This window comes from Mycobacterium palustre (genome assembly GCF_002101785.1).
Classification (GTDB): Bacteria; Actinomycetota; Actinomycetes; order Mycobacteriales; family Mycobacteriaceae; genus Mycobacterium; species Mycobacterium palustre.
The window spans coordinates 115,733-140,531 of sequence record NZ_LQPJ01000021.1 but is presented as its reverse complement, the minus strand read 5'-3'; the positions used below and the strand labels follow the sequence as shown (position 1 = coordinate 140,531).

Sequence of the window (24,799 nt, the reverse complement as noted above, 5' to 3'; positions counted from 1 at the left end):
TGATCCGCTCACCGGCATCGGCGGTGCGCAGTGCGTCGAGCACCTCCAGCAAGGCAGACTGGTCCAGGGCCATCGCGATGTTCCTCTCGGTAGTGATTCTTGGTCGTTTCACCACAGAGACTCACGCGATGGCCCTCTTACGTCAGGGACCGACACGCCGCCATCACTTACACCACTCCCCGGGACGCTCCCAATGAGAACAAGACGAACCGCGCCCCTTCCCACCGCCCTGCGCCAGCGCAGGAACACATGCCAGACCTCATGACGGTGTTCCCCAACGTTGACAAGGACGTCCGCGCACTCGTGTACACGCTGGCGTCAGTGCTCGCCTCCCACTTCGACGAGGCGCGCCGGCTCGGGTGCACGGACCTGCTGCTGGTGACCACGAACGTCGTCACCCGCCGCGTGGGCAGGTAGCGCCGTCACACCCGCGACGACCAGTTTGGCGAGAACGGGAGCAGCTTCCGGGTGGACGTGCTGATGATCCGCTTGTCCTGCTGCCGTACCGGCAGAGCGATCTGGCGTGGCTGGGGGCCATCATCGTCGGCTCCAGAGCTCCATTCGCTTTCGTCTGGCAGGCCCGGTCCCGATAAGTGCATGTCGACACCGTTGAATCGGCCGTCGACGTCCTTCTTAACCAACTCGTGCGTCAGGGTCCGGACGTGGGCTCCCTTCGCTGCTATGGGGCCGTCGATGGCGTTGCGCACCGCCTGAGCCGGCACGAGCGAGACTTCGCCCGCCTGACCGGTGTAGCGCCGCCGGGCAACGTTCCAGAGCGACGACACAGCTTGCTGGATCAGAAACGCGGTCTCGATGTCCTGGTCTGGCAAGGTGTGCGTCAGCGACACCCACCACTCGGTCCCGCCCTTAACGTCGGGTTTCTGAGGTCTATGCAGGTACGCGAATTGCGAACCCGCCACAAGCAGCACTGGGTCGCCGCCCGGCGGCGTGAACGCCATCTGCGTGCTCTCGTCGGTGTGCACCACGGTGAGACCATGCTTGGCGGAGTTGTACAGAAATGACTCGGACAGGACCGTGTCGGCAGCGGTCTCCAGGAGCAGCTGCCACGCAGCGGTCGTGTCTTCGAACTCATCGGCCTCCACGTTGAGGCCCGCGTCGGCCGGGTTCGTGCCCCCGAGGAACACCTGGGCCACGTCATCGCGGTCGAACCCGGATCGCAGAGCTGTGCTGACCTTCGTCTTGAACTCGGCGAAGCTGACCGACGCCGCCATTCCCAGCCACGGGCAGTCCTGCTTGTCGACGTGCGCGAAGAACAGCCGCAGCAGCATCTCGCAGGCGTGGTGCAGGACCAGGACGCACTCGGTACGCATGTAGCGGTCGCGGGCCTCCTTCGATGGGACCGGCGCACCGGCGCGTCGAGAAACGCCGATAATCCGCTCCGACTCGTACGCGGGCGCCAGGGCATCGGCCGGCGCCAGCATCAAGGTGACGGCCTCGATCTTGGTCAGCAGGTATTCGCTCGGGTCGTCCTCGTAAAAGGTCGCGTTGAGTTCGGAGAATAGCTCGGGCGCCAGCCGCGGCCGGGCCGGCTTCGCCGGCTTCGGCTTGCGGGATGGGTTACGCCGGGTCATCGACAAAGCGTACGGCGGGCTACCGACAGAGCGACCTACTCGTCCACAAGCACTGGTTCCGGTTGTTCCTCGAACCGGCGGCGCCAGAGGTCGCCAACCTCGTCTGCGAACTGGATGTCTGCCCGTACCTCGCCGGGCTCGGCGAGGTATAGCACGCCCGCGAACTGGCCGGCGGGAATTACACGCGGAAACCGATCGATCATCTGCTGCTGCACATGTCGAAGAAGCGCCGACATCTGCGGTGAATCCACCAGGTAGTTGGACATCATGGGACCGTAGGAACCGAGTCGCCCAAGCTGTGGGATCTGGCCGCCGAACCCCATCCCCTGCGGGAGTCCCGAGTACATCCCCTGGGCGCGTTGCCCGATGGCGTCGAGTCCGCCGCTCAGGCTCTCGGTCAGAATCTCTCGGGCGAGTTCGCGGACAGAGATGCTGTCTTTCGCCGGCCCGCACCTGCCGGCGGAGCGCGCTCCGGTTTCGTCGACGAGGTACACGTCAGCCTCGAGATCAGTGATGGGTCCCGAGGTGCCGTTATGCACCGTGACCTTCCAGAGGTTCATCTTGACCGGCACCCTCTCGGCCGACACGGTGACCGCGCGGATCCGGCCGCCGCTGTTACCGGCCGCGGTTGTTGCCCCGATCGTGACGTTGGTGATGTTGTCGCGGCCGACGTTGACGTTTCGCTGGGTCGAGGTAAAGGTTTGCGCGGAAGCAAGCTCGCTTGCTACTGCTCCCGCGCCACCGGAGGGTGGGGCGGCTCCTGAGGGCTGCGCGCCGACACACCGCTGATTCGCAACGAGCCGTCCGCGACAATGTCCTCGGCGTCGACGCCGCTGCCGCCCTCGACTGCGACGTCCGTGACTTCGATGTCACCACCGATTGAGGCGCGGCGGAGACGCACGCCCACGGTGGCGGGAACGCCGGGTTCCTGCTCCTCGATCAAGGTCAGCAGGGTCTGAGCCAGCTGGCGCAGCTCCGAGTCATCGTTGGCGCCGGCCGCGGCGAGCTTCTTGGCCAGCAGGGCCCGCCGCAGTTCTTCCTCCGGTTCCTGTTCGAGGCAACTGACCTCGGCGGCCACGGAGCCGTACTTGCTCGTGAGCCAGTTCCGTAGTGCTGTGTATGCGTCGCCGATTGCCTTCTTGGTCGTCGCGCGGGCGCCTTCAGACGCTCCTATCGCGACCGCTGCAGCGATCAATGTGACGGGGTCCATCTGCAACCTCCGAACTTCATAGGCCCGCACTCTGCTGTGGACCCTGAGCTTGAATCTAGCCGGAGACACCGACAGGACTCGGCCAAGATTCCGGTCGCTCAGCAGTGGTCGCCCGAACGTCAGTGCTCCGGCCGATGATGCGCAACACGCTGCAAATGTCCGAGCTCCCGTCGCTCCGTTTCCTCCTGTGCGTTCAACGCCAGTTCCCGGGCCTGCTCCGCTGGTTAGCCCGGTCGCGCATCTCCCACCAGCAGCGGCAGCAGGATCTCGGCGACCTCGGCCATCTTGTGCCGTGTCACCAGCAGGTCGAGGATCTGTTCCACGGTCTGTGGCGGGTTGGTACGACGATTCGACATCTCTCGCAAGGCACGCACTCCTGCGTGCGGGTGCGCTGAGACGGTGTTGGCGGCGAACTGATGTGGATACACGGTCTCGATGCCGGCTTCCACGAGAACGCTCGCTGTCCTGAACCCTGCGCGTTGATCGTCGGTGACGATGGCGTCGGCCTTGCCGATGATCGCCGCGTGGGCGACGTGGCCGTCATCGGCGTCGTTGAGGCCGTAGCTGTACTCGCGGTCTTTGGGGGCCTGAACCTCTGAGCCCGGAAACGCCTGCTTCAGCTGGTCGAAAAGGTGCAGTCGGCGCGTGACGCTGTCAGCGATTCCGCGCTTGTCGTGCAGGCCGGCGAGTACGTAGTCCAGCTCGAAGAGAATCCCCGACCCCCACACGGGCGCGTACGCCTCCTCGGTGGCCAGCTGTAGCAGGAAGTCACGCTGAAGACTCGGCACGAGGGCGCAGGTGTCGAGGACAGCGCGATACACAGGGGCGAGTCTTTCAGACCCCGTCGGTAGGTCAACGCTTGCGTTTCGCCTCGGCGAGCAACTCGGCGACCTCGTCGGCGTCGGCATCCGCGAACTCCGCTGAGCTCTCGGTGATGAACCGGTTGCGCCGGGCGCGAAGCTCCTCGCGGTAGGCAAGGACATCGGCAAGCCGGAGCTTGCGCCGGACCGCGCCGGGCACATGCGCGTGCAACTCGCCGTCCTCGATGAGGCGAATCACCGTCGGGCGGCTCAGGCCGAGGAGCTCGGCGGCCTGCTGGGTGGAGATTTCCTGGTCGCGAGTCAGGATACTGATCGACTGGCCACGGCTGAGGGCGTGGACGACACGCTTGAGGATCTCGTGAAGCTGCTCGGTCAGTTCGACACGGTCGTGTTCGCCCGCGCCGGACAGGAAGAAGACACGCTCAGGAGAGGTCCCGTGACGAGCCTCGTGCGCCTCGATGAAGCTGAGAACATTGGCAAGCTCCTCGGCATCGGCCGGAATCGGGCTGACGACCTCCGCGGCAGCGCTGCCCATGGATCTCACTTCCTTTCATCCCACCTTCGTAGCTCGACCTAGCGTAGCATAGTTACGAAAGTTACGAAAGACTCGTGAGGCGTCGGCCTATGCGCCGTCGGCCAGCAACGCCGCGGCAACCTGAGATGCGAACGCTGGGCCGTCATTAACAAGGGCGTAGCCACCGGCGAATCCACCTTGGTCGCACAGCGATCTTCGGCGTCGGACATTTCGGTGGCGGACCTTGCCGGTCGTGCTGTCGAAGCGGACGGCGACGCGCTGGGCCGTCCGCGGCAGTACTGCGGTGGGAAATCGACCTGTGACGTCGCCATAGACGGCTTGCGACCGCGACCACCGCCGGATGACCCGGCGCGCTTTCAGGTACGCATCCTGGGCGATTTCCACGACAGCGGTAGCCCGTTGTAGTCCGTGGACACCCCAGAAGCGGCCGGGTCCGTGGCCCGGCTTGCGCCAGGCATCGGGAACGATGTGCTGATATTCCTTGTCGCCCTGCGTGTTTGGCGACGAGTGCTTAGTGAAGTAGATCGCCAGCCGTTTGGGATCACAGGCTCGTAATCCGTTGAGGACGTCGACTGCGGTGCCGGCCAGCAGGTGGCGAGCCCGCTGCACGGGATCTGGATGGGCAACGATGTCCGCCCATTCCTGTGACAGCCACTCCCAGAATCGGCGCCCCGATCGCCCGGATACTTGTGGCGGAGCCATCCATAGGTGGATATGCGGCGCACCGCGGCGTTGAAATTCTAGCTTCCAGATGTAGCGGGCGGGTTCGCCCCATTCGCGTTGGAATCGTTTGCGCCACAGCACCATGTGCCGTTTCACGCTCGCACCGTCGGGGGCGACGGATTCCCAGTCGCCCGGGTAGGTCAGGGTCACCATTGCTGGCACACGACCGCTCTCCACCAGTGGTGTGTAGTCGAGCTCGGCGAAGGTGCGGCACATCGCGGCACGCGACTTCCGGGACCATTCGGTAATCACCCGGCGGGGCGGCTCAACGTGATCAGGGTCCGATTTGATCCGGTCCTTCTCGATCGCCACGTCGAGCCGGTGCCGATCAACTGCCCGCTCGGCGCACTTTTCCGCGCGGACCGGATTCGTCCACGACAGCCGAACGACACCAGGTCCAATCGTGATCCGGAATCGGCCTGATTCCGGTTCCTCGCCAAGGCGCCCACGCCCGTGCGCCCACGGCGGGGCCTGCTCGAACAGTGATGCCGCCGAGGCGACCAGCTCCGGGCGCGGGAACCGCAGCCCGAGCGCATCACAGGCCCACCGCCACTCTTCGCCGTCAACGCCACCGGCGACCGGGCCGCGGACACTTTTGGCACATATAACAAGCCCGTTGATCCCAGCCGGAACACGGTCTACGCCGCTCCCGCCATCCGACCGACCGCTGCCGCTCTCGCGCCCTGCGGCCTTGGCGGCCTCGGGCGCTCGCGGTCTCCCGGCGTCCGCGGCTCCGGCCGTGTCCCGGCTGGCCGTTCGGGTTGAGTTGCGCCAAGGAGTGGGTCGCTCCGCGGTCGTGCTTTTCCGGTGCGAGGTCGAGCGTGCGATGCTGGGCATCGGGTACCTGCTCCCCGAGAGCCCACGGCGCGCATCACTGAGTGAACGGGCTGCCGTGGGTCCCCTGTCAGGAGTGCAAGTACCGTGTCCGGTTCATGTCCGATCGTCGGCGCAGCCGAATACGTCGGCCCTGCTCTATGCGTTGCATACAGCGCATAGAAGTACATAAACCGCAGGTCAGTGCCTATTCTGTCCGCCTGAAAAGCGGAAGGTCGGCGGTTCGATCCCGCCCCTGGCCACTGCGAGAACGATCAGAAACTCCCGTACGGCGTGCCCGTCAGGATCGAATAACCCGCCTCCCCGAGGACGGCGATCTCCAAACCGCCCACCAGCGGGAGCAACCCCGCGTCGGCGGCGACCGGGTACCCGAACGCGTCGACAAGCCCGGCCAAAGGCTGGCCGTTGACCATTTGGGTCACCCCGTTCAAGAACAGGTTGACGTCATACGACGGCAACGAGACGAGGACGGCCGTCGTGATATCTGCCGTGGGAAGCAGCGTCGAGTAGGCCGTCGAGAACGCCGTCGTCGCGGCGCCGACGATCTGGGTGTTGGCCGCCTGTAGGCCCGAAATCAGGTCGGTGATGGTGGGCGGCCCCGCCGGCAGCGCCGGTGTGCCGGGACCCGAGGACAGTGACGCAAGCGCCTGCCCGATGCCCTGCAGCGACGGCAGCTGCGGGGCTCCCTCGGCGGCGAAGTCGCCGATCGCCGCGCCGATTCCGTGCTGGACCCCGCTGACCAGGGCGGGCCCCAGGGCAATGGTGTCGCTCAGCGGCGGCAAGAACCCGAACGGGGTCGTCACGTTGGCCGGGCCGGTGGACCAGCCGAAGTCCGGGTTGCCGTAGCCCCAATTGACGAGCGGCGTCAAAACCGGCTGCACCAGGTCCGCGATCGGGTTGCCGACGTAGGGGACGAGGCGCAGCGGGTCCAACAACGGCAGGTTCGGGTTGGGAATCATGTAAAAGGTGGTCTGGGTGTGGTCCTGCGGCAAGACGATCGCCGAATTGATCTGCGTGGCGGTCAGAGTGTCGTAGCCCGTGTGCACGGTGACCATGCCCGCCAGGGCATTCAGGTCGGAAAAGATGTCGATCGGGTATTGCGGAAAGTCGGCCCACCCGTCGTACTCCAGGGTGTACACCTTGGTCAGGAAGTCATTGGTCGGCATCGGGCCGAGGGTCGAAAAGCCCAGCGTCGGCAGGTTCAGGCCCGGGAAGCGCGCGTCCCAGCCCCCGTTGGGGTTCATCGAATTGCCAAGCAGCACAAAGTTTATCGGGAGATTGCTGGGCGTGCCGCCGGGGTCCAGCAACTTCATTTCCAGGGCGGCGATGTTGGCGCCCTGGGAGTAGCCCAGCACGTTGACGGCGTTCCCGGCGGCAAGTTGCTGCTGTATCGCGTTGTTCAGGGCGGTGACGCCCCGCGATATCGATATGTTCTGCATCAAGTCTTTGATCCCGCTGTCCGGGTATTCGCCGGCCGGCATCGCGAGGGCTTGGACCAGGCCGACGGGGAAATTGGGCGCGACGTATTTGGTGACGACGTTGCTCACGAAATCCGGCGGGGGTATCGGCATCCCGCTGCCGCCCAGCACGAACGTGACGGGCGAATTCGCCGCGCCGGTCGAGAGGCTGCCGGTCGCGGCCAGTGCGGCCCGGCCAGCGGCCTCGGTGTCGGCGTAGGCGCTGCCGGCCGCCGCCAGCGCCTGGGCGAACTCATTGTGAAGGGCCGTCGCTCGCCCGATCAGCGCACGCCAATGTTGGCCGAAAGCGCTGAACAGTCTCGCCACCGCGGCGGACACCTCGTCGGCGGCGGCCGCCGCCATACCGGTCGTCCTGCCCGCCGCGGCCGCGCCGGCCTCGTCGATCATCGAGCCGATCGCCGCCACATCCGCGGCCGTCGTCACCATCGCCTGCGGCTGCGCCTGCACGTCCACCATCGGTCCCTCCCTCGCACGCCAGCATAGGGCGGTCTTCGGCCACAAGGCTTTTCGCCCGCCGATACCGGATGACCTGGCCGCCGGCCCCAACGTGCGGCGCTCCACGGCGACATCGCCCGAATTGAGCGGGATCCGACGCGGCGAACCGCGACAATTGGCCCATGTTTGAGGCCCGGCGGTTGCTTGTGGTCGTGGTGGCCACCGAACTGATCACGCTCGGCGGTGGTGCCACCAGCGCGCAGGCCGGTCCCGACGTGCCGCCGGTCAGCGACGCGGCGCGCGCGGCCGGATTCGTCGACGTGCGCGCCGTCGTCCCCGACGCGATCATCGACCTGCGCTACGCGACGACCAACAACTTCACCCGCACCCAGCTCTATCCCTCCGACGCCCGATGCCTGGTGCACCAATCGATGGCCCCGGGCCTGGCCACGGCGGCCACGGCCCTCCGCCCGCAGGGCCACGTTCTGGTGTTCTGGGACTGCTACCGCCCGCACGACGTCCAGGTCAAGCTGTTCCGCGTCACGCCGAACCCGGCGTGGGTGGCGCGACCCGGTCCGTACGCGCACAGCTACGAGTCGGGCCGGTCGGTTGACGTCACCTTCACCAGCGTGCAGGAGCAGTGCCCGAGCGAGAGGCAAGTCGCCGGGCTGTGTCTGGCCGACATGGGCACCGACTTCGACGACTTCTCTTCGCGCGCAACGGCATACGCGACCCAGGGCGTCAGCGCCGACGAGCAGGCCAACCGCGCCAGGCTGCGCGACGCGATGACCTACGGCGGGCTGACGCCGTACTCGGGGGAGTGGTGGCATTTCGACGGCCCGGGCGCCGGCGCGGACCGGCCGATCCTCGACGTTCCCGTGGACTGATGATTCATATGCTGAGATATCAGTCTCGGATTATGAGTTGACCGGCTAGGCTCCCGGCATGGCCAAATACACCCACGGGCACCACGAGTCGGTGCTGCGCGGCCACGCGCGGCGCACCGCCGAGGACTCCGCGGCATACCTGCTGCCCCACCTCGAGCCCGGGGCCTCGATCCTCGACATCGGCTGCGGCCCGGGCACCATCACCGCCGACCTCGCCGAGCGGGTGGCACCCGGACCGGTGCTGGCCGTCGACCAATCCGCCGACGTCCTGGGCGTGGCACGCGCCGAGGGCCAGCGGCGCGGCCTGTCGAACGTGTCCTTCGCGACCGCCGACGTGCACAGCCTCGACTTCCCCGACCACTCCTTCGACGTCGTCCACGCCCACCAGGTGCTGCAGCACGTGGCCGATCCGGTGCGGGCCCTGCGGGAGATGCGGCGGGTGTGCCGGCCCGGCGGGCTCGTCGCCGCCCGCGACGCGGACTACGCGGGCTTCATCTGGTTTCCGCGCCTGCCGGCCCTCGACCTGTGGCTGGACCTCTACCAGAGGGCGGCCCGGGCCAACCACGGCGAACCCGACGCCGGCCGGCGGCTGCTGTCGTGGGCGCTGGAGGCCGGCTTCGACGACGTCGCGCCGACGGGCAGCCTGTGGTGCTACGCGACGCCCGAGACCCGCGACTGGTGGGGCGGCATGTGGGCCGACCGGATCCTGCACTCCAGTGTCGCGCGCCAACTGCTGGAGTCGGGCCTGGCCTCCGCTGCGCAGCTCGAAGAAATCTCCGCGGCATGGCGGGCCTGGGCCGCCGCGCCGGACGGCTGGCTGTCGGTGCCGCACGGTGAGATCCTGTGCCGGGCGTAGGGTCGCCACGTTAACGCCGCTGGTCAACACCGGCGGTATTGGCATTCTCTTTTTTTGCAAGTACGTTATTCACCGATGGATAACGCTGCTCAGACACCGTCGGGCATCCCGCTGCAGCCCGTCTATGGACCGGCGGACAGAACCGCCGAACCGCCGCCGCCGGGGGAGTTTCCCTTCACCCGGGGCAACTTCGCGTCCGGTTACCGCGGCAAGCTGTGGACGTTTCGCCAATACTCCGGCTTCGGCACCGCCGAGGAATCCAACCGCCGCTACCGCTACCTCTTGGAGCAAGGAGGAACGGGGCTCTCGGTCGCGCTCGACCTCCCCACCCAGTGCGGCTACGACTCCGACGATCCCGAGTTCGGTGAGGAGGTGGGCCGGGTCGGCGTCGCGGTCGACACCCTGGCCGACTTCGAGATCCTGTTCGACGGGATCCCGTTGGACAAGCTCAGCACGTCCATGACGATCAACGGGACGGCGGCCATCCTGCTGGCGTTCTACGTCGCGGCCGCCGAACGCAAAGGGATCCCGCGCGCCAAGCTGACCGGCACCATCCAAAACGACATCCTCAAGGAGTACGCCTCCCGGGGCACCTGGATCTGGCCGCCGGAGCCGTCGCTGCGCCTGATCGCCGACACCATCGAGTTCTGCGCCGCCGAGGTGCCCCGGTTCAACGCGATCTCGGTGGCGGGGGCGCACTTCCGCGACGCCGGGGCGAACGCGGTGCAGGAGATGGCCTTCACCCTCGCCGACGGCGTCACCTATTGCGACACCGTGGTGGAACGCGGCCGGATGACCATCGACCAGTTCGCGCCGCAGATCTCGTTTTTCTTCTACACCCACGGCGACTTCTTCGAAGAGATCGCCAAATACCGTGCGGGCCGGCGCCGTTGGGCGACGATCGTGCGGGAACGCTACGGCGCGACGACGGCCAAGGCGTCGATGTTCCGCTTTGGCTGCGTGTGCGGTGGAGCGTCGCTGTACGCCCCGCAGGCGCAAAACAACCTGGTGCGGGTGGCCTACGAGGCGATGGCGGCGGTGTTGGGCGGGGTCCAGTCGATGTTCACCGCGGCCTGGGACGAGCCGTTCGCGCTGCCGACCGAGGAATCCACCACGCTGGCGCTGCGCACCCAGCAGATCCTGGCCTACGAGACCGGCGTGGCCAGCGTGGCCGACCCGCTCGGCGGCTCCTACTTCATCGAGGCCCTCACCGACGCCACCGAGGCCCGCATCGTCGAGATCATGGACGACCTCGAGCGGCACGGCGGCATGGTCAGCGCCATCGAGGACGGCTACCTGCAGGGCTTGATCGCCGACGAGGCGTTCCGCACGCACCAGGACATCGAGGCGGGCACCCGGCCCGTCGTCGGCGTCAACCGATTCGTGTCTGAGGAACCCGAGCCCGAGGTGGTCACCTACGAGCTGGACGCCGAAGGACGCGATTTGCAGCTCAAGCGGCTCTCCAAGGTGAAGGCCGAAAGGGACTCGGCCGCAGTGAAATCTACGCTCGCCGCCCTGTCGCGCGGCGCCGAGGGCACCGACAATCTGATGCACCGCCTCATCGACTGCGCCAACGCCTACTGCACGGTGGGCGAAATGGTGTCCGCGCTGAAATCGGTGTGGGGCGAATTCCAGCAGCCGGTGGTCTTCTGATGGCCGCGCGGATTCTGGTCGCCAAGCCCGGCCTCGACGGACACGACCGGGGCGCCAAGATCGTCGCCCGCACCCTGCGCGACGCCGGCTTCGAAGTGATCTACACGGGCATCCGGCAGCGCATCGAAGACATCGCGTCGATCGCCGTGCAAGAGGACGTGGCGGTCGTCGGGCTGAGCATCCTGTCCGGTGCGCACCTGGCGCTCACCACGCGCACCATCGAGGCGCTGCGCGCGGCCGACGCCGCCGACATCGCCGTCGTGGTCGGCGGCACCATCCCGCACGCCGACGTGCCCAAGCTGCTTTCCGCCGGCGCCGCCGCGGTGTTTCCCACCGGAACCCCGCTCGACGTTTTGGTGCGTGACATCCGCGCGCTGACCGGCAGTCGTGAACCCGTCCCACACGAAACCGAGGAACCGTGCGCATCGGAGTGATGATCGGACCCGAGCGCGGCGACTCCGCGCGCAAGGTCACCCGGATGCTGGCCGACATCGACTGGGCCGAGACCGCCGGCCTGGACAGCGCTTGGATCCCCCAGATTCCCAACGAATTCGACGCGCTGGTGGCCGTCGCCCTGATGGCCGCCCGCACCAGCCGGATCGAACTGGGCACGGCCGTCGTGCCCCTGCAGGCCCAGCACCCGATCGCGCTGGCGCGCCAGGCCTTGAGCGTGCAGGCCGCCACCGGCGGGCGCCTGGTGCTCGGTGTCGGGCCGTCACACCACTGGATCGTCGACGACATGCTGGGCATCCCCTACGAACGGCCCGCGGCCTACACCCGCGACTACCTTAAGGTGCTCGAGGCGGCGTTCGCCAACCCCGGCCCCGTCGACGTGGAGAACGACACGTTCCGGGTGCACAACCCGCTCGACCTGGCGCCGGTCGCGCCGTTGCCGGTGCTGGTGGCCGCCCTCGGGCCGGTGATGCTGACGATCGCCGGCGAGCGGGCCGACGGCACCGTGCTGTGGATGGCCGACGAGCGCGCCGTCGCCGAGCACGTCGTCCCGCGGATTACCAAGGCCGCCGACAACGCCGGTCGCCCGGCGCCGCGGATCGTCGCAGGCATCCCGGTATGCCTCTGCGCGCCAAGGGAAGTCGACGTCGCGCGGGAGCGGGCGAACCGGATCCTGGGTGAGGCCGAGGTCTCCCCCAACTATCAGCGACTGCTCGGATACGGTGACGCCAAGGATGTCGGCGACATCTGCGCGGCCGGCGACGAGGACGCGATCCTGGCCCGATTCCGCCGATTCGCCGACGCCGGGGTGACCGACCTGTCGGTGCGGCTGCTGCCTATCGGCGACAACCGAGACGAACTCGTCGCCTCCAAGCGCCGGACGCGCGAGGTGATCGCCGCGCTCGCGACGGAGTTGCGTTGACGACCGAAAACCCCGGACCGCTGGCGGGGATACGCATCCTCGAGGTCGGCACCATGCTGGCCGGCCCCTATGCCACCATGCTGCTGGCCGACCTGGGCGCCGAGGTGACCAAGATCGAACCCGCGGGCGGGGAGATCTCCCGCGGGGTCGGCCCCAGCTACTTCGCCAGCCTCAACCGCAACAAGTCCAGCGTCTGCCTGGACCTGAATTCCGAAGCGGGACAACGCCGTTTGGGTGAGCTGGTCGCGGACTCCCACGCGCTGCTGGTCAACCTCAAACCGTCGGCCATCCGCCGGCTCGGGCTCACCTACGACCGGCTGCGGCGGCACAACGAAAAGATCGTCTGCGTCGCGATCACCGGCTTCGGGCTGAACGGCGGCGACGATCCGGCGTTCGACTACGTGGTCCAGGCGTCGACCGGGATCGCCGCGATGACCGGCGATCCGGACGGGCCGCCGACGCTGCCCGGCTACTCCTCGGCCGACAATTCCACCGGGATGTGCGCCGCACTGGGGCTTTTGGCCAAGATCGTCTCCGGCACCGGCGGGCAGGTGGACGTGTCGCTGCGCGACGTCATGCTCTCGCAGCTCAACTATCACGCGTCGGCCTACCTCAACAGCGGGGTGGAGCCGCAGCGCCGGCCGAACGGCGCGCACTCGTACTACGTTCCGGCCCAACTATTTCCGACCGCGGACGGCTACCTCGCCCTCTTCATCACGCACGACGGATTCTGGAAATCGTTTGCCGCCGAGGCGGGTATCGGCGGGTTCGAGACGATGGCCGAACGGGTGGCCCGCCGCGATGACGTGCTCGCCGTCGTCACCGCGATGCTGGCAACGGACAGCGCGGTGGGGTGGGAACGGCGACTGCGTCCGCTCGGCGTGCCCGCGGCGGCCGTGCGGACGCTGCCCGAGGCGCTCAAGGCGACGCCCGAAGTGGTTGTCACGGCAGGCGATTTCCGCCTCGTCGGCAATCCCATCCACGTCTCCGGCTACCGGCCGCAGTACCGCCCCCCGCCGGAACTGCCCGAGCGCCAAAGCGTTTAGGGCCCGCCGGGACCCGTCAAATGGGCCTCGGCGAGCTTGCGGAAGGCCGCGACCAGCCTGCTGCGGTCCCCGGCGCGCGTCGCCAGCACGACGTGGCTGGGCTCGACGCCGTCCAGCGGGACCGTGGTGATGTCGGGCCGAAGGCTGCTGACGTTGAAGCCGGCGATGATGGCCACCGCCTGCCCGGAGGCGATGAGCTCGAACTTGTCCTCGAGCGCGTCGATGAACGGGCCGTCGGGGGCCCGGCGCCCGTCGGGGCGAGGATCGATGCGCCAGAAGGCGCTCCAGGCCGGATCGGAGTGCCGCACCCGCGGCATCGGCTCGTCGGCGATGTCGTCGAGCGTGACCGATTCCCGGCCGGCCAGGCGATGATCGACGGGGACCGCCAGCACCCGGGGCTCGTCGTAGAGGACCGTCACGTGTAGCTGGTCGGTGGGGAACGGCAGCCGGGTCACGACCGCATCCACCCGATGGTCCACCAGCGCCGTGCGCGCCTGGTCGAAATCCAGATGCATGACTTGGACGTCGGCGTCCGGGTGCTCGCGGCGCAACTCCCGCACCGCCGGCGTGACGATCATGCCCGACGTGTAGCCGATCACGACGCGGCTGGGCTGGGCTGCGGCCCGGGCCTGTGCCACGGCTTGGACGGCCGAGCGCAGCAGCGCCTTGGCTCGCGGCAAAAACACCTCCCCGGCCTCGGTCAGCCGGGTGCCCTGCGGGGTGCGATCGAGGAGCCGGACGCCCAGCTGCTGTTCCAGCCGGCGGATCTGCCGGCTCAGCGACGGCTGCGCGACATGCAAGGCGCTGGCCGCCCGGCCGAAGTGCCGGTGCTCGGCCACCACGACGAAGTACCCGACCAGCCGCAGATCGAGGTCCACCTCGCGAGAACCCGCCATGCACGCATGCTAACCCCCGCCGTTGCGACCGCGACGGCTCAGCGCGGCACAGCCTGCGGTGATGCGCGATTCGCATCGCGCCATCCGAAATAGGACTTGGACGCCGGGCCCGCCGCGGTCATTGACTGGTGGCATCGACACGAAGGGAGATCCACCTCATGCACGTCTTTGTCACCGGCGCGACCGGACACATCGGGTCCGCCGTCGTCGATGAACTCCTCGAAGCCGGCCACCAGGTCACCGGCTTGGCCCGGTCGGACGAGGGCGCGGCCGCGCTGACGGCCAAGGGTGCCACCGCGCACCGCGGCGACCTCGATGACCTCGACAACCTGCGCGCCGCCGCCGCCGACTCCGATGGCGTCATCCACCTCGCGTTCAAGCACGACTTCGACGACTTCGCGGGCGCCGCGCAGACCGATCTGCGGGCCGTCGAGGCGATCGGGGAGACGCTCGCCGGTTCCGAGCGGCCGTTTGTCATCACCTCGGGAACGCTCATCTTCCCGATGGTCGGGCTCGGCCGGATGGGAACCGAAAACGACGCCCTGCCCGGCGGGCCGCGGATCGACTCGGAGAACGCGGCGATCGCGCTGGCCGAGCGCGGGGTGCGGTCGTCGGTCATCCGGCTCGCGCCACTGGTGCACAGCCACCTCGATCACCATGGCTTTGCCCACCATCTGATCAACGTTGCGCGCGAGACCGGCAAGTCGGCGTACATCGGCGACGGCTCCAACCGCTGGCCCGCTGTCCACACCCTCGACGCGGTTCGCCTGTACCGGCTGGCCCTCGAAAAGGCGCCCGCCGGAACACGATTGCACGGGGTCGCCGACGAAGGAGTGCCGTTCCGCGAGATCGCGGGCGTCATCGGCCGGCACCTCGATGTGCCCGCGGTCGGCATCCCCGTCGAGCAGGCGGGCCACTTCGGCTTCCTGTCGTTTTTCGCGTCCCTGGACAACCCGACCTCTAGCGCCCTGACCCAAAAGACGCTGGACTGGCACCCCGAGGGGCCGGGGCTGATCGAGGACCTCGACGCGGGTCACTACTTCGGCGAGTGACGGGAAAAGTCATGGCCAGCAACGTGATCGACGCGGCGCGGCGGGCGCTGGGGCCGGTGGGGTGTGCCTGCCGGTCTCCTTCACCAGCACCCCGCACGCCGATCTGCAACGAAAGGCGGTGGGGCGGCTAGAAAGCGCCGGACTACCCGCACCGGATGGACGCCCCCACCTGGCCGCCGCCCCCCGACGCGCCCTATCCGCGGATCGTCGCGGCCAACGGCCCGAAAATGCTTGCGCTGTCGGCTGATATCGCCGACGGGGCACTGCCGGCCATGCGGCCGCCGGAGTTCACCGGGCAGGCGCGCCGGGTGCTCGGGCCGGACAAGCTCTTGGTTGTCGCGGTGTCCTTCGACGCCGATAGCTCGAAGGCGACCGTGCGGCAAGCGGTGCGAGAGCACCTAGCCGCCGGCGCCGATCACGTGACGCTTCTAGGACCCATCGGTATCGAGTTCGCCACTGGCGTAGGCAAACTCGAGGAGCTCGCCTCGAGTTTCGCCGGCTAGCGGCCGCGCTCGGCCGTCGTCTCGAACAGCCGAGGGACGGGCGGGGGATCCATCAGCAGCGCGTCGGACATGTGCAGCTGACCGGCGTTGGCGATCATGTTGTCGAGGATGGCCTGCAGGTCGTCGCCCTCGAGTTCGTAGATGGCGACATACGGGCCCTGCCCGTCGAGCGGCCGCAGGCGGCGGGCCGCGACGATCCCGTCCAGCGCCAGCAGTTCGGGTATGTGCACCTCGTCGTACCAGGTGTTGTACTCCTGTTCGCGATCGGGCGAGCTGGGCCGACTCTCGACATACATGATTCCCTTGGCCATCGTCGCAACCTCTCTGTCGCTACTCGTAGCGCACTACGACCGAATCGGTGTCCGGCACGCCCTGGCACGTCAGAATGTAACCCTCGGCCACCTCGTCGTCTTCGAGAGCATCGTTGACCCGCATCGTCGCGTGGCCTTCGAGCAGCCTGGCCATGCAGGTGCCGCAGTTGCCGGCCTCGCAGTTGAACGGCGGATCCAGGCCGGCCCGTCGCGCGCTCTCCAGAAGGGTCTCGCCGGGAACCAACGACACCGACACCGTCTTGCGGTCGAGGTGGATCGTCACCGTGCCCGCCTGGGCGCCGTTTGATGCGGGATCTGTCACCCGTTGGCTCTCCTCGATGGTCCGGGTGACCGTCGCCATGACCGCCCCCTCCCGTACTTGCGTTCTTCAGTATAGAGAATACTATTCTCGCTAGGCGATAGGATCTTCTCAAACACCCGGACTGCTGGGAGGGACCGACGTGGCCGAGCCGCCGGCGCTCGTCTTCGAGGACCGGCGATTCGGCGCGCCCGAGCTCGACGCGCTGGCCGACGGCCTGGCGGCCGCGCTGACCAAGCGAGGTGTCGGCGCGGGGCAGCGGGTCGCGGTCATGGCGTCCAATCGGCCGGAGTTCGTGGCCGTGGTGCTGGCGATCTGGCGGCTGGGCGCCACCGCGGTGCTCGTCAGCCCCGCGTGGAAGCGCGACGAGGTCGAGCAGGCGCTCGCAATCACGAACCCCGCGCACGCCGTCGGCGACCACCCCGTGCTGGCCGGGCTGATGCCGATGCTGCACCTCGACGAGCCGATCGGACCCGGCGAGCCGGTGGTTTCGGGGCGCCCGCCGTGCACGTGCGACGCCGTGCTGGTCTTCAGTTCCGGCACCACCGGCCTGCCCAAGGCGGTCCGGCATACCCACGCGTCGTTGGCAGAGGCCGTGGGGCACTGGCGCGATGCGCTGGGACTGACGCGGCGCGACCGCATCCAAATCGCCACGCCCCCGTCCCACATCCTCGGCCTGCTCAACACCCTCACCGCGCTACGGACCGGCGCCTGGCTGCGGCTGCATCCTCGTTTCGACATCGACCGGATGCTGCATCACATCGAAAACGACCGCATCACAGTCGAAATGGCGGTTGCGCCCATCGCGCTGGCCATGGCCTCGCACCCCGCGCTCGAGTCCTACGACCTGTCGTCGCTGCGGTTCATCATGTGGGGGGCCACGCCGGTCAGTCCCGGCGTCGCCGAGACGGTCACCCGGCGGACCGGCGTCGGATGGCTCCCCGCTTACGGCACAACGGAATTGCCCGTCATCGCGTGCAACCCGCTCGATAAGGCCCGGCTGGACTCCGTGGGGCGCCCGGTGCCGGGCGTGGATTTGCGGGTGGTCTCGCTGGACACCGGCGAGCCGGTCGGCCCGGGGGAGGTCGGCGAGATCCAGGCGCGGTCGTTGTCGCTTATGGCCGGCTACCTTCCGTCCGAGACGACCGCCGAGGCGCTGCGCGACGGCTGGTATCGCACCGGTGACATCGGTTGGCTGGACCGGGACGGGTGGCTGCGAATCACCGACCGCCTCAAGGAGATGATCAAGGTGCGCGGCTTCCAGGTCGCGCCGGCCGAAATCGAGGCGGTGTTGCAGGCGCACCCGGCGGTCAATGACTGCGCGGTGTTCGGTGTTCCCGACGCCGTCAACGGCGAGGCGATCGTCGCCGCCGTCGCCGCGCGCGTGCCGGTGGACGCCGCCGAGCTCACCGCCCTGGTGCAGGCGCGGCTCGCGTCCTACAAGCGCCTGAGCCGCGTCGTGTTCGTGGACGATATACCGCGCCTGCCCTCGGGCAAGGTGCTGCGCCGAGCGCTCAAGGAGAGGTATGGATGTACGTCTGACGTCTGAACAGCAGCAACTGCGGGACGCCGCGGCCAAGCTGGCCGACGACCTCGGACCGGGGGCGGTGCAGGACCTCGACGACGCGAGCCGAACCGCGCGGCTGGACAGGCAGATCGAGACGACGGGCTGGCGTTCGCTGCGTTCCGACGGGGCTTCCGGCGTCGAAGTGGCCATCGTCGCCGAGGAGTTCGGGCGGCGGCTGGTCGACGCGCCGTTTCTCGGGCCGGTGCTGGCCGACGACCTGGCGCGTCACGTCGCTACCGACGCCCGGACGGCGACCATCGCGGTCGACGGCCGGGTGATCGACGCCCGGGGCGCCAACAGGGCGTTATCGCTTTGCGACGCCACGGTTTTGGCGACGGGAGTGGGGCCGGGCAACGGCGGCGCGGACCTGACCCGGACCGAGGCGCAGCCGGCGGGCTCGCCGCAACCGCTCGGTCAGGTGGGCCCCGACGCGTCGGCGCGATGGCTGGCCCTCGCGCTTGTCACCACCTCCGCGGACCTGGTCGGTATCGCCCGCGGCGCGCACGCCGTCGCCTGCGACTACGCGAAAATCCGCGAGCAATACGGCAAGACGATCGGCTCCTATCAGGCCGTCGCCCACCTGTTGGCGGAAAGCCTTGCCCTGATTGAGGGTTCGGTCAGCGTGCTGCGCCACGCCGCCTGGGCCGTCGACGAGCTGGCGCCCGCCGAGGCCATTCGGGCCGCTCAGGTCGCCAAGGTCTACTGCGCGCGCGCCACCCGCACCGTCTGCGAGACCGCCGTGCAGGTGCACGGCGGCATCGGCAACACCTGGGACTGCCTGATCCACGTCTACCTGCGGCGCGCGCTCACATCGACCGAGTTGTGGCCGGTCACATGTAAGGAGATCGACTTTGGACTTTCGTGATTCGCCCGACGAGGCCGCCTTCAGGGAGCGGCTGCGCCGTTGGCTTTCAAAGAACGCCAAGCGATACTCCGGGTCGGGAGACGAATACTGGCAGCGCATGGCCGACTGGCATCGCGCCTTGTACGACAACGGCTTCTTCGGCCTGTCCTGGCCTCGCGACTACGGCGGCCAAGACCTGCCGCCCGTCTACGACGTCATCGTCGACGAAGAACTGGTGCGCGCCGGCGCCCCGCCGCGCCCCAGCGTCGGCTACCTCGTCTACGGCATCGGTCGCCATGCCGGCGAGGAATTGCGCAAGCGGTTCCTGCCCGGCATCATCAACGGCACCGAGCGATGGTGCCAGGGCTTCAGCGAACCCGGCGCCGGCTCGGATCTGGCGTCGCTGACCACCACCGCCACCCTCGAGGGCGACACGTATGTAGTCCACGGGCACAAGATTTGGACCAGCTACTCCGACGTCGCCGACTGGTGCCTGCTGTTGGCCCGCACCGACCCCGAGGCCAAGCGTCACCGCGGGCTGTCGGCGTTCGTCCTCGAGATGAAACAGCCCGGGGTGCAACAGCGCCCGCTGCGCATGATGAACGGGGTCACCAACGAGTTCGGTCAGGTGTTTTTAGACGGCGCCAGAGTGCCGGCGGATCGGATGGTCGGCGCGCCCGGCGAAGGGTGGGCCGTCGCCATGACCGTCGTCGGACACGAGCGCGAACCCGCCACCCTCGGTTACGCGGCCCGGTACGGCAAGCTGGTCCGAGACCTGTTCGCGCGCTGGGATGATCGCGACGGCCCGGTGCCCGAGGAGCTGGCCTGGGCCGCGGTGGAGTCCGAGATGCTGACCCACCACGTCCGGCGGCGCCTTTCCGAACAGCTGGACGGCGTGTCGCACGGGCCCGAGGGATCGCTCGACAAGCTGCTGATGACCTGGGTCGAACAATCCGTCGGGCACGCCGCGCTGGCGGTCGCGGGCACCCGCGACCCGGACCTGTTGAGCGCCTACCTGTACAGCCGCGCGCAGAGCGTGATGGGTGGAACCTCGCAGATACAGAAGAACATCATCGCGTCGCGAATCTTGGGACTGTTGGAGTGATCGCGAACGCGGGCGAAGCTCGGGTGAAGCGGGTCACGACCATAGAAGGAGTCTGACATGTACGACATGCCAACCGAAATCGACGTCCGCGCCGACGGGCCGCTGCGGATCATCACCCTGAACCGCCCGGATTCGCTCAACTCGGTCAACGACGACCTGCACGTCGGGCTCGCGCGCTTGTGGCAGCGTTTGACCGACGACCCCACGGCCCGCGCCGCGGTGATCACCGGGGCCGGCAGGGCGTTTTCGGCCGGCGGCGACTTCGCGTACCTGCAGGAGCTGGCGAACGACGCGGACCTGCGCGCCAAGACCATCCGCGACGGGCGGGAGATCGTGCTGGGCATGGCGCGCTGCCGAATCCCGGTGGTGGCCGCGGTGAACGGGCCGGCCGTCGGGCTGGGCTGCAGCCTGGTGGCGCTGAGCGACATTGTCTACATCGCCGAGGACGCGTACCTCGCCGATCCGCACGTGCAGGTGGGGCTCGTCGCCGCCGACGGCGGGCCGTTGACCTGGCCGCTGCACATCAGCCTGCTGCTCGCCAAGGAGTACGCGCTGACCGGCGCGCGGATCAGCGCCCAACGCGCCGTCGAAGTGGGGTTGGCCAATCATGTCGTCGCCGACCCGCTGGCCGAGGCCATCGCCTGCGCCAAGAAGATTCTGGAGCTGCCCCAGCAGGCGGTCGAGAGCACCAAGCGGGTGCTCAACATTCATCTCGAGCGCGCGGTGCTGGCCAGCCTGGACTATGCGCTTTCGGCCGAGCACCAGTCCTTCACGACCGAAGACTTCCGCTCGATCATTGCCAAGCTCAACGCCGGCAAGAACTGACGCGCTGGTGGCCTGCCCGTCGCGGGCGCGACGCCACTGCGATTTTCCGCGTGACTTTTCGCAGCACCGTTACGCCCGCGCCGCGTCGTGCGCGGCCAAAAAGTCCCGCATCACGCGATCGAACTTCTCCGGCTCCTCGATGAACGGCATGTGGGCGGTGGACTCGAACAGCTCGAATCGCGAATCCGGTATGCGCGTGTGCATTTCCCACATGTGCTCGGGAACGCATTCGTCATACCGGGCCGCCAGGATCAGCGTCGGCACGGCGATTTTGACCAGCCGGTCGAGCACGTCCCAGCCGCGGATGGTGCCCACGATGCGAAAGTTGCTCGGCCCGAACATGGTCCGGTAGAGCTCGTTGTTCATGGTCCGGAACGCGCCCTCGAGCTCGGGCGGCCACGGACGAACGCGGCACAGATGAGTTTCGTTCCAGGTGCGGATCGCGGCCCGGTATTCCGGCGCGTAGAGGGTGCCCGCCGCTTCATGGCGGTCAATGGCTGATTGAGTCGCCGGGTCGAGCTCGGACTTCAAGCGGGCCACCGTCTTCGAGAACTCGGGAATCGATGCAAAGCTGTTGGAGATGGTCAGGCTGGCCGCGCCCGAGGGCACATCCAAGGCGTACTGCTGGGCCAGCATCCCGCCCCACGAATTGCCGAAGATGTGGAACCGGTTCAGGCCCAGGGCCTTCACCACGGCGTCCATTTCGGCGACCGCGCGTTCCATCGTCCACAGTTGGGTAGCAGACGGCCGTTCGGACCTCCCGCACCCCAGCTGATCCCAGAAGATGACCTCCCGCTCGTCGGCCAAGCGCCGCAGGGAAATCATGTAGTCGTGTGGTAATCCGGGGCCGCCGTGTACCGCCAGCAGGGGAAGGCCGGTTCCGCCCCCGACCCGCGCGAACCAGACGTTTCCGCCCGGGACCGCGATCATCCCCTGAGTCATCCACCCACCATCGCAAACCCGTGACGCCGCCGCGCGCCGGCGCGCCCGGGAGCCGGTCTCCTTGCAACTCGTACTCTCGAAATGAGAGAATAATGTTCTCGCAATGCCCCGCAATATGCTCGCCGAACTGGAGAAACCCGTGCCCGAAGCCCTCATCGTGTCCGCCCTGCGCACCCCCATCGGCACCGCCAAGAAGGGGACGCTGCGCGATACCAGCGCGTTCGACCTAGCCAACCATGTGGTCAGCGAGGCGGCGAAGGAGCTGGACCCGACCCAGGTCGACGACGTGGTCCTGGGCGAGGGCCTCTACGGGGGCGGCGTGGTCGCCCGCCACGCGGCCATCACGGCGGGCCTGCCGCAGGTGCCGGGGCTGGCCAACAACCGGCATTGCGCGGCCGGCCAGGCCGCCGTGCAAAGCGCGGCCGCCAGTGTCCGCGCCGGCATGGACCAACTGGTGATCGCCGGCGGGGTGAACTCGGCGTCGACGTCGCCACGGTCGCGGATGCAGGTCGACGGCGAGTGGGTGGACTGGTTCCCCCCGACGCACCCCGACCGGCCGGACGCGCCGAACCTCGACATGTCGATCACCGTGGGCTGGAACGCCGCGGTCAAGGCGGGGGTGAGCCGCGAGGAGATGGACGCGTGGGCGCTGCGGTCGCACCGCAACGCGATCGCGGCCATCGACGAGGGCCGCTTCAAGGAAGAGATCGTTCCCATCGAGACGCCGCACGGGTTGTTCGCGGTCGACGAGCATCCGCGCCGTGACACCAGCATGGAGAAGCTGGCCGCGCTCAAGCCGCTGCATCCGGAGATCGAGGGCTTCTCGATCACCGCGGGCAACGCCTGTGGCGCCAACGACGGCGCCGCGGTGCTCACCATCGCCAGTGACGCGCTGGGGCTGCCCGCGCTGGCCACGGTGCGGTCCTGGGCGTCGGTCGGGGTCGACCCCGCGATCACCGGCCTGGCGCCCGTGGAGGCCATCCCGAAAGCCCTTGCCCGAGGCGGCCTTTCGATCGCCGACGTGGACCTGTTCGAAATCAACGAGGCGTTCGCGGCGATGTGCGTGGCCACCATCAAGCTGCTCGACTTGGACCCCGACAAGGTCAACGTCAGCGGCAGCGGCTGCTCGCTGGGACATCCCGTGGCGGCGACCGGCGCGCGGATGTTGGTTACGCTGGTGCACGAATTGCGCCGCCGCGGAGGCGGAATCGGTGTCGCCGCCATGTGCGCGGGCGGCGGAATGGGTTCGGCCACCGTCATCGAGGTTCCGGCCCCGTAGCGCATGACCATCGCCGACCTGATCGCCAGCGCGCGCAACGGATCCCAGCGCGCGGCGGGTCGGCTACTCAGCCTCGTCGAGAGCGAGCGGCGCGACGAGGTGCTCGCCGTTGTCGAGCCCGCACCGATCGACGTGATAGGCCTCACCGGACCGCCGGGCGCGGGCAAGTCGACGACGATCGCCGCCCTGGTGGGCGCGTACCGGGCGCGCGGGTCCCGCGTGGCCGTGCTCGCGGTGGACCCGTCGTCGCCGTTCAGCGGTGGCGCGCTGCTCGGTGATCGCATCCGAATGACCGCGCACATCAACGACTCTGACGTCCTGATCCGCTCGGTGGCGACCCGCGGCCACCTCGGGGGCCTGGCCGCCGCGGTCCCGGCGGCGATCCGGCTGCTCGGCGCGATCGGTTACGGCGTCGTCTTGCTGGAGACCGTCGGCGTGGGCCAGTCGGAGGTCGAAATCGCCGCGGTCGCCGACCCGACCATCGTCATCCTCAATCCCGGCGCGGGCGACGCCGTGCAAGCCGCCAAGGCCGGCGTCCTGGAAGTGGCCGACATCGTCGCGGTCAACAAGGCCGACCGGGAGGGCGCCGAACAGACGGTCCGGGATTTGCGCGCCGAAACCAAGGCCCCGATCGTCAGCCTGGTCGCCGCGCGCGGCGAGGGCGTCGCCGAGCTGATGGCCGCCATCGACGATCATCGACGAACCGACAGCCGGGAACGGCGGTTGGCGCGCGCCCGAGCGCAGATCCTGTCGCTGGCGCAAACCCGCCTGCGCACCGAGCCGGATTTGGATCGGCTGGCCGAGGCGGTGGTCGACGGCCACGACGATCCCTACACCGCCGCCGAAAAGCTGTTGGCGCCAAGGCAGCCGGAATGACGGCTAGACGCCGAGGCCGCCCACCTTTTCGATGCGAATCCTGGTCAGCAGCCCTGGCGGCGAATTGCGCGGGGGAAAGTGCTCGCTGGAACCGAGCATCACCTCCGCCAGTTCGGTCAGCAGTTCGGGGGCCCCGCCCTCGACGATCCGTGCCGACCCGGTGATCGAGAGATATGGGGTCTGCTGCCCCGGGTGGTCCTTGGACAGGATGGTGACGGCCACGCGCGGGTCCCGGCGGATGTTGCGCGTCTTCTGATATTCGCTTAGGTGCGCACTGACCAATTCGTCGCCTTCGGGAGTCGACTGCAGGGCAACCCACACGACCGACACCTGCGGGCTGCCGTCCGGGTTGATCGTGACCAGTGTGGCGTCGGCTCCGCGGCCGATGAAACTGCGCGCGTTGTCGTCGAGCTTCATTGCGTTCCCTTCACTTGGGCGGCGTTGGATCGTGATCGGCGGGTTACTGGCGCGTGCGTGGCGCGTCGGCGCTCCGGCAGATCGATCCACTTCAGCGCCCATCGATTGACGTCGAGCAGGATGTCACCGAGCTCGACGCCCTTTTCTGTCAACCGGTACTCGACCCGCGGCGGCCGACCGCTGCCGAGGGACCGCTCGACCAAGCCCTGCTCTTCAAAATCCTTGAGCCGCTGAGACAGCAGCTTGTCGGTCATATCCGGTATCGCCGCGGCGATCTCGCCGAACCGCTTGGGGCCGGTGACCAAGGCGCGCAGCACCGCGGGCGCCCAGCGGCGGGACAGCATCTCGCCGGCCACCGCGTAGTAGGGGCAGTACGGTAACCAGGTCCCGGGGTCACGGTCCATGCCGAAACGATTTA

The 24,799-nt window shown here is 68.3% G+C and carries 28 protein-coding genes and 1 tRNA gene; 16 read left to right on the top strand and 13 right to left on the bottom strand.

Annotated features, from left to right (window positions below):
• Positions 1–249 precede the first annotated feature (249 nt).
• Complete coding sequence (locus AWC19_RS29545) at positions 250–417, top strand: hypothetical protein (RefSeq protein WP_157123578.1); 168 nt, start codon at positions 250–252, stop codon at positions 415–417.
• A gap of 5 nt (positions 418–422) precedes the next feature.
• Here AWC19_RS29545 and AWC19_RS02335 read toward each other — a convergent pair whose 3' ends face one another.
• The 6 genes from AWC19_RS02335 to AWC19_RS02310 form a co-directional block, all read right to left on the bottom strand.
• Positions 423–1,592, bottom strand: a complete 1,170-nt coding sequence (locus tag AWC19_RS02335) for a hypothetical protein (protein ID WP_069395828.1) — start codon at positions 1,590–1,592, stop codon at positions 423–425.
• A gap of 35 nt (positions 1,593–1,627) precedes the next feature.
• Positions 1,628–2,152 carry a hypothetical protein gene (locus tag AWC19_RS02330; protein WP_232321006.1) on the bottom strand — a complete coding sequence of 175 codons (525 nt, stop codon included), beginning with the start codon at positions 2,150–2,152 and terminating at the stop codon, positions 1,628–1,630.
• Positions 2,153–2,316: 164 nt separating this feature from the next.
• The gene (locus tag AWC19_RS02325) at positions 2,317–2,802 is read right to left on the bottom strand and encodes a hypothetical protein (RefSeq protein ID WP_069395829.1); all 486 of its coding nucleotides are present in this window, start codon (positions 2,800–2,802) and stop codon (positions 2,317–2,319) included.
• A 224-nt stretch (positions 2,803–3,026) separates the two neighbouring features.
• Positions 3,027–3,623 (bottom strand): PIN domain-containing protein, encoded by a 597-nt coding sequence (locus AWC19_RS02320; RefSeq protein WP_069395830.1) that lies wholly within the window; start codon positions 3,621–3,623, stop codon positions 3,027–3,029.
• Between the two features lie 31 nt (positions 3,624–3,654).
• Positions 3,655–4,158 (bottom strand): helix-turn-helix domain-containing protein, encoded by a 504-nt coding sequence (locus AWC19_RS02315; protein WP_069395831.1) that lies wholly within the window; start codon positions 4,156–4,158, stop codon positions 3,655–3,657.
• 87 nt (positions 4,159–4,245) lie between these two features.
• Positions 4,246–5,718 (bottom strand): rolling circle replication-associated protein, encoded by a 1,473-nt coding sequence (locus AWC19_RS02310; protein WP_085076478.1) that lies wholly within the window; start codon positions 5,716–5,718, stop codon positions 4,246–4,248.
• A gap of 174 nt (positions 5,719–5,892) precedes the next feature.
• On the opposite strand from AWC19_RS02310, the gene AWC19_RS29540 reads away from it, so the two are divergent.
• Positions 5,893–5,957: transfer RNA gene (locus AWC19_RS29540), tRNA-Phe, on the top strand.
• 12 nt (positions 5,958–5,969) lie between these two features.
• Here the strand turns inward: AWC19_RS29540 and AWC19_RS02305 are convergent.
• Positions 5,970–7,649: a PE family protein gene (locus tag AWC19_RS02305; protein WP_085076477.1), complete on the bottom strand. Its 1,680-nt coding sequence runs from the start codon at positions 7,647–7,649 to the stop codon at positions 5,970–5,972.
• 161 nt (positions 7,650–7,810) lie between these two features.
• Between AWC19_RS02305 and AWC19_RS02300 the strand changes: the two genes are divergently transcribed.
• The 6 genes from AWC19_RS02300 (at position 7,811) to AWC19_RS02275 (ending at position 13,445) form a co-directional block, all read left to right on the top strand.
• Positions 7,811–8,515: a M15 family metallopeptidase gene (locus AWC19_RS02300; RefSeq protein WP_085076476.1), complete on the top strand. Its 705-nt coding sequence runs from the start codon at positions 7,811–7,813 to the stop codon at positions 8,513–8,515.
• A gap of 58 nt (positions 8,516–8,573) precedes the next feature.
• Positions 8,574–9,371: a methyltransferase domain-containing protein gene (locus tag AWC19_RS02295; RefSeq protein WP_085076475.1), complete on the top strand. Its 798-nt coding sequence runs from the start codon at positions 8,574–8,576 to the stop codon at positions 9,369–9,371.
• 75 nt (positions 9,372–9,446) lie between these two features.
• Positions 9,447–11,024: a methylmalonyl-CoA mutase family protein gene (locus AWC19_RS02290; RefSeq protein ID WP_085076474.1), complete on the top strand. Its 1,578-nt coding sequence runs from the start codon at positions 9,447–9,449 to the stop codon at positions 11,022–11,024.
• Positions 11,024–11,458 carry a cobalamin-dependent protein gene (locus AWC19_RS02285; protein WP_085076473.1) on the top strand — a complete coding sequence of 145 codons (435 nt, stop codon included), beginning with the start codon at positions 11,024–11,026 and terminating at the stop codon, positions 11,456–11,458. The genes AWC19_RS02290 and AWC19_RS02285 overlap by 1 nt, the downstream gene beginning before the upstream one ends.
• On the top strand, positions 11,443–12,399 hold the full coding sequence (locus tag AWC19_RS02280) for a TIGR03564 family F420-dependent LLM class oxidoreductase (RefSeq protein ID WP_085076472.1): 957 nt from the start codon (positions 11,443–11,445) through the stop codon (positions 12,397–12,399). Before AWC19_RS02285 ends, AWC19_RS02280 begins: the two co-directional genes overlap by 16 nt.
• Positions 12,400–12,452: 53 nt before the next feature.
• The gene (locus tag AWC19_RS02275) at positions 12,453–13,445 is read left to right on the top strand and encodes a CaiB/BaiF CoA transferase family protein (RefSeq protein WP_425436865.1); all 993 of its coding nucleotides are present in this window, start codon (positions 12,453–12,455) and stop codon (positions 13,443–13,445) included.
• On the opposite strand, the gene AWC19_RS02270 is transcribed toward AWC19_RS02275, so the two are convergent.
• Positions 13,442–14,341 (bottom strand): LysR family transcriptional regulator, encoded by a 900-nt coding sequence (locus AWC19_RS02270; RefSeq protein ID WP_085076470.1) that lies wholly within the window; start codon positions 14,339–14,341, stop codon positions 13,442–13,444. The genes AWC19_RS02275 and AWC19_RS02270 overlap by 4 nt on opposite strands.
• A 158-nt stretch (positions 14,342–14,499) precedes the next feature.
• Between AWC19_RS02270 and AWC19_RS02265 the strand changes: the two genes are divergently transcribed.
• Positions 14,500–15,393, top strand: a complete 894-nt coding sequence (locus AWC19_RS02265; protein WP_085076469.1) for an SDR family oxidoreductase — start codon at positions 14,500–14,502, stop codon at positions 15,391–15,393.
• Between the two features lie 155 nt (positions 15,394–15,548).
• Positions 15,549–15,896 (top strand): LLM class oxidoreductase, encoded by a 348-nt coding sequence (locus AWC19_RS02260; protein ID WP_085076468.1) that lies wholly within the window; start codon positions 15,549–15,551, stop codon positions 15,894–15,896.
• Here AWC19_RS02260 and AWC19_RS02255 read toward each other — a convergent pair.
• The gene (locus AWC19_RS02255) at positions 15,893–16,207 is read right to left on the bottom strand and encodes a DUF4286 family protein (protein ID WP_085076467.1); all 315 of its coding nucleotides are present in this window, start codon (positions 16,205–16,207) and stop codon (positions 15,893–15,895) included. The two genes, AWC19_RS02260 and AWC19_RS02255, sit on opposite strands and share 4 nt — an antisense overlap.
• A gap of 19 nt (positions 16,208–16,226) precedes the next feature.
• Positions 16,227–16,568, bottom strand: a complete 342-nt coding sequence (locus tag AWC19_RS02250) for a 2Fe-2S iron-sulfur cluster-binding protein (protein WP_085076466.1) — start codon at positions 16,566–16,568, stop codon at positions 16,227–16,229.
• Between the two features lie 100 nt (positions 16,569–16,668).
• On the opposite strand from AWC19_RS02250, the gene AWC19_RS02245 reads away from it, so the two are divergent.
• Genes AWC19_RS02245 through AWC19_RS02230 form a run of 4 tightly spaced genes read left to right on the top strand, consistent with a single transcriptional unit; the run spans position 16,669 to position 20,867 of the window.
• On the top strand, positions 16,669–18,075 hold the full coding sequence (locus AWC19_RS02245; RefSeq protein ID WP_085076465.1) for a class I adenylate-forming enzyme family protein: 1,407 nt from the start codon (positions 16,669–16,671) through the stop codon (positions 18,073–18,075).
• Complete coding sequence (locus AWC19_RS02240) at positions 18,053–18,958, top strand: acyl-CoA dehydrogenase family protein (protein WP_085076464.1); 906 nt, start codon at positions 18,053–18,055, stop codon at positions 18,956–18,958. The genes AWC19_RS02245 and AWC19_RS02240 overlap by 23 nt, the downstream gene beginning before the upstream one ends.
• Entirely contained in the window at positions 18,945–20,042 is a 1,098-nt protein-coding gene (locus AWC19_RS02235) for an acyl-CoA dehydrogenase family protein (protein WP_085076463.1), read from the top strand. The genes AWC19_RS02240 and AWC19_RS02235 overlap by 14 nt, the downstream gene beginning before the upstream one ends.
• A gap of 57 nt (positions 20,043–20,099) precedes the next feature.
• Positions 20,100–20,867 carry an enoyl-CoA hydratase/isomerase family protein gene (locus tag AWC19_RS02230; protein ID WP_085076462.1) on the top strand — a complete coding sequence of 256 codons (768 nt, stop codon included), beginning with the start codon at positions 20,100–20,102 and terminating at the stop codon, positions 20,865–20,867.
• 69 nt (positions 20,868–20,936) lie between these two features.
• Here the strand turns inward: AWC19_RS02230 and AWC19_RS02225 are convergent, their stop codons facing one another.
• Entirely contained in the window at positions 20,937–21,797 is an 861-nt protein-coding gene (locus tag AWC19_RS02225; protein WP_085076461.1) for a proline iminopeptidase-family hydrolase, read from the bottom strand.
• A 151-nt stretch (positions 21,798–21,948) separates the two neighbouring features.
• Here AWC19_RS02225 and AWC19_RS02220 point away from each other — a divergent pair, with 151 nt between their 5' ends.
• Positions 21,949–23,088 (top strand): thiolase family protein, encoded by a 1,140-nt coding sequence (locus AWC19_RS02220; protein WP_085076496.1) that lies wholly within the window; start codon positions 21,949–21,951, stop codon positions 23,086–23,088.
• 3 nt (positions 23,089–23,091) lie between these two features.
• On the top strand, positions 23,092–23,964 hold the full coding sequence (gene meaB / locus AWC19_RS02215; RefSeq protein ID WP_085076460.1) for a methylmalonyl Co-A mutase-associated GTPase MeaB: 873 nt from the start codon (positions 23,092–23,094) through the stop codon (positions 23,962–23,964).
• 3 nt (positions 23,965–23,967) lie between these two features.
• Here meaB and AWC19_RS02210 read toward each other — a convergent pair whose 3' ends face one another.
• Together AWC19_RS02210 and AWC19_RS02205 are read right to left on the bottom strand one after the other, a co-directional pair.
• Complete coding sequence (locus AWC19_RS02210) at positions 23,968–24,381, bottom strand: PPOX class F420-dependent oxidoreductase (protein WP_085076459.1); 414 nt, start codon at positions 24,379–24,381, stop codon at positions 23,968–23,970.
• A complete protein-coding gene (locus AWC19_RS02205) occupies positions 24,378–24,785 on the bottom strand; it encodes a winged helix-turn-helix transcriptional regulator (protein WP_085076458.1) in 408 nt (135 codons plus the stop codon). The genes AWC19_RS02210 and AWC19_RS02205 overlap by 4 nt, the downstream gene beginning before the upstream one ends.
• Between the last annotated feature and the right edge of the window lie 14 nt (positions 24,786–24,799).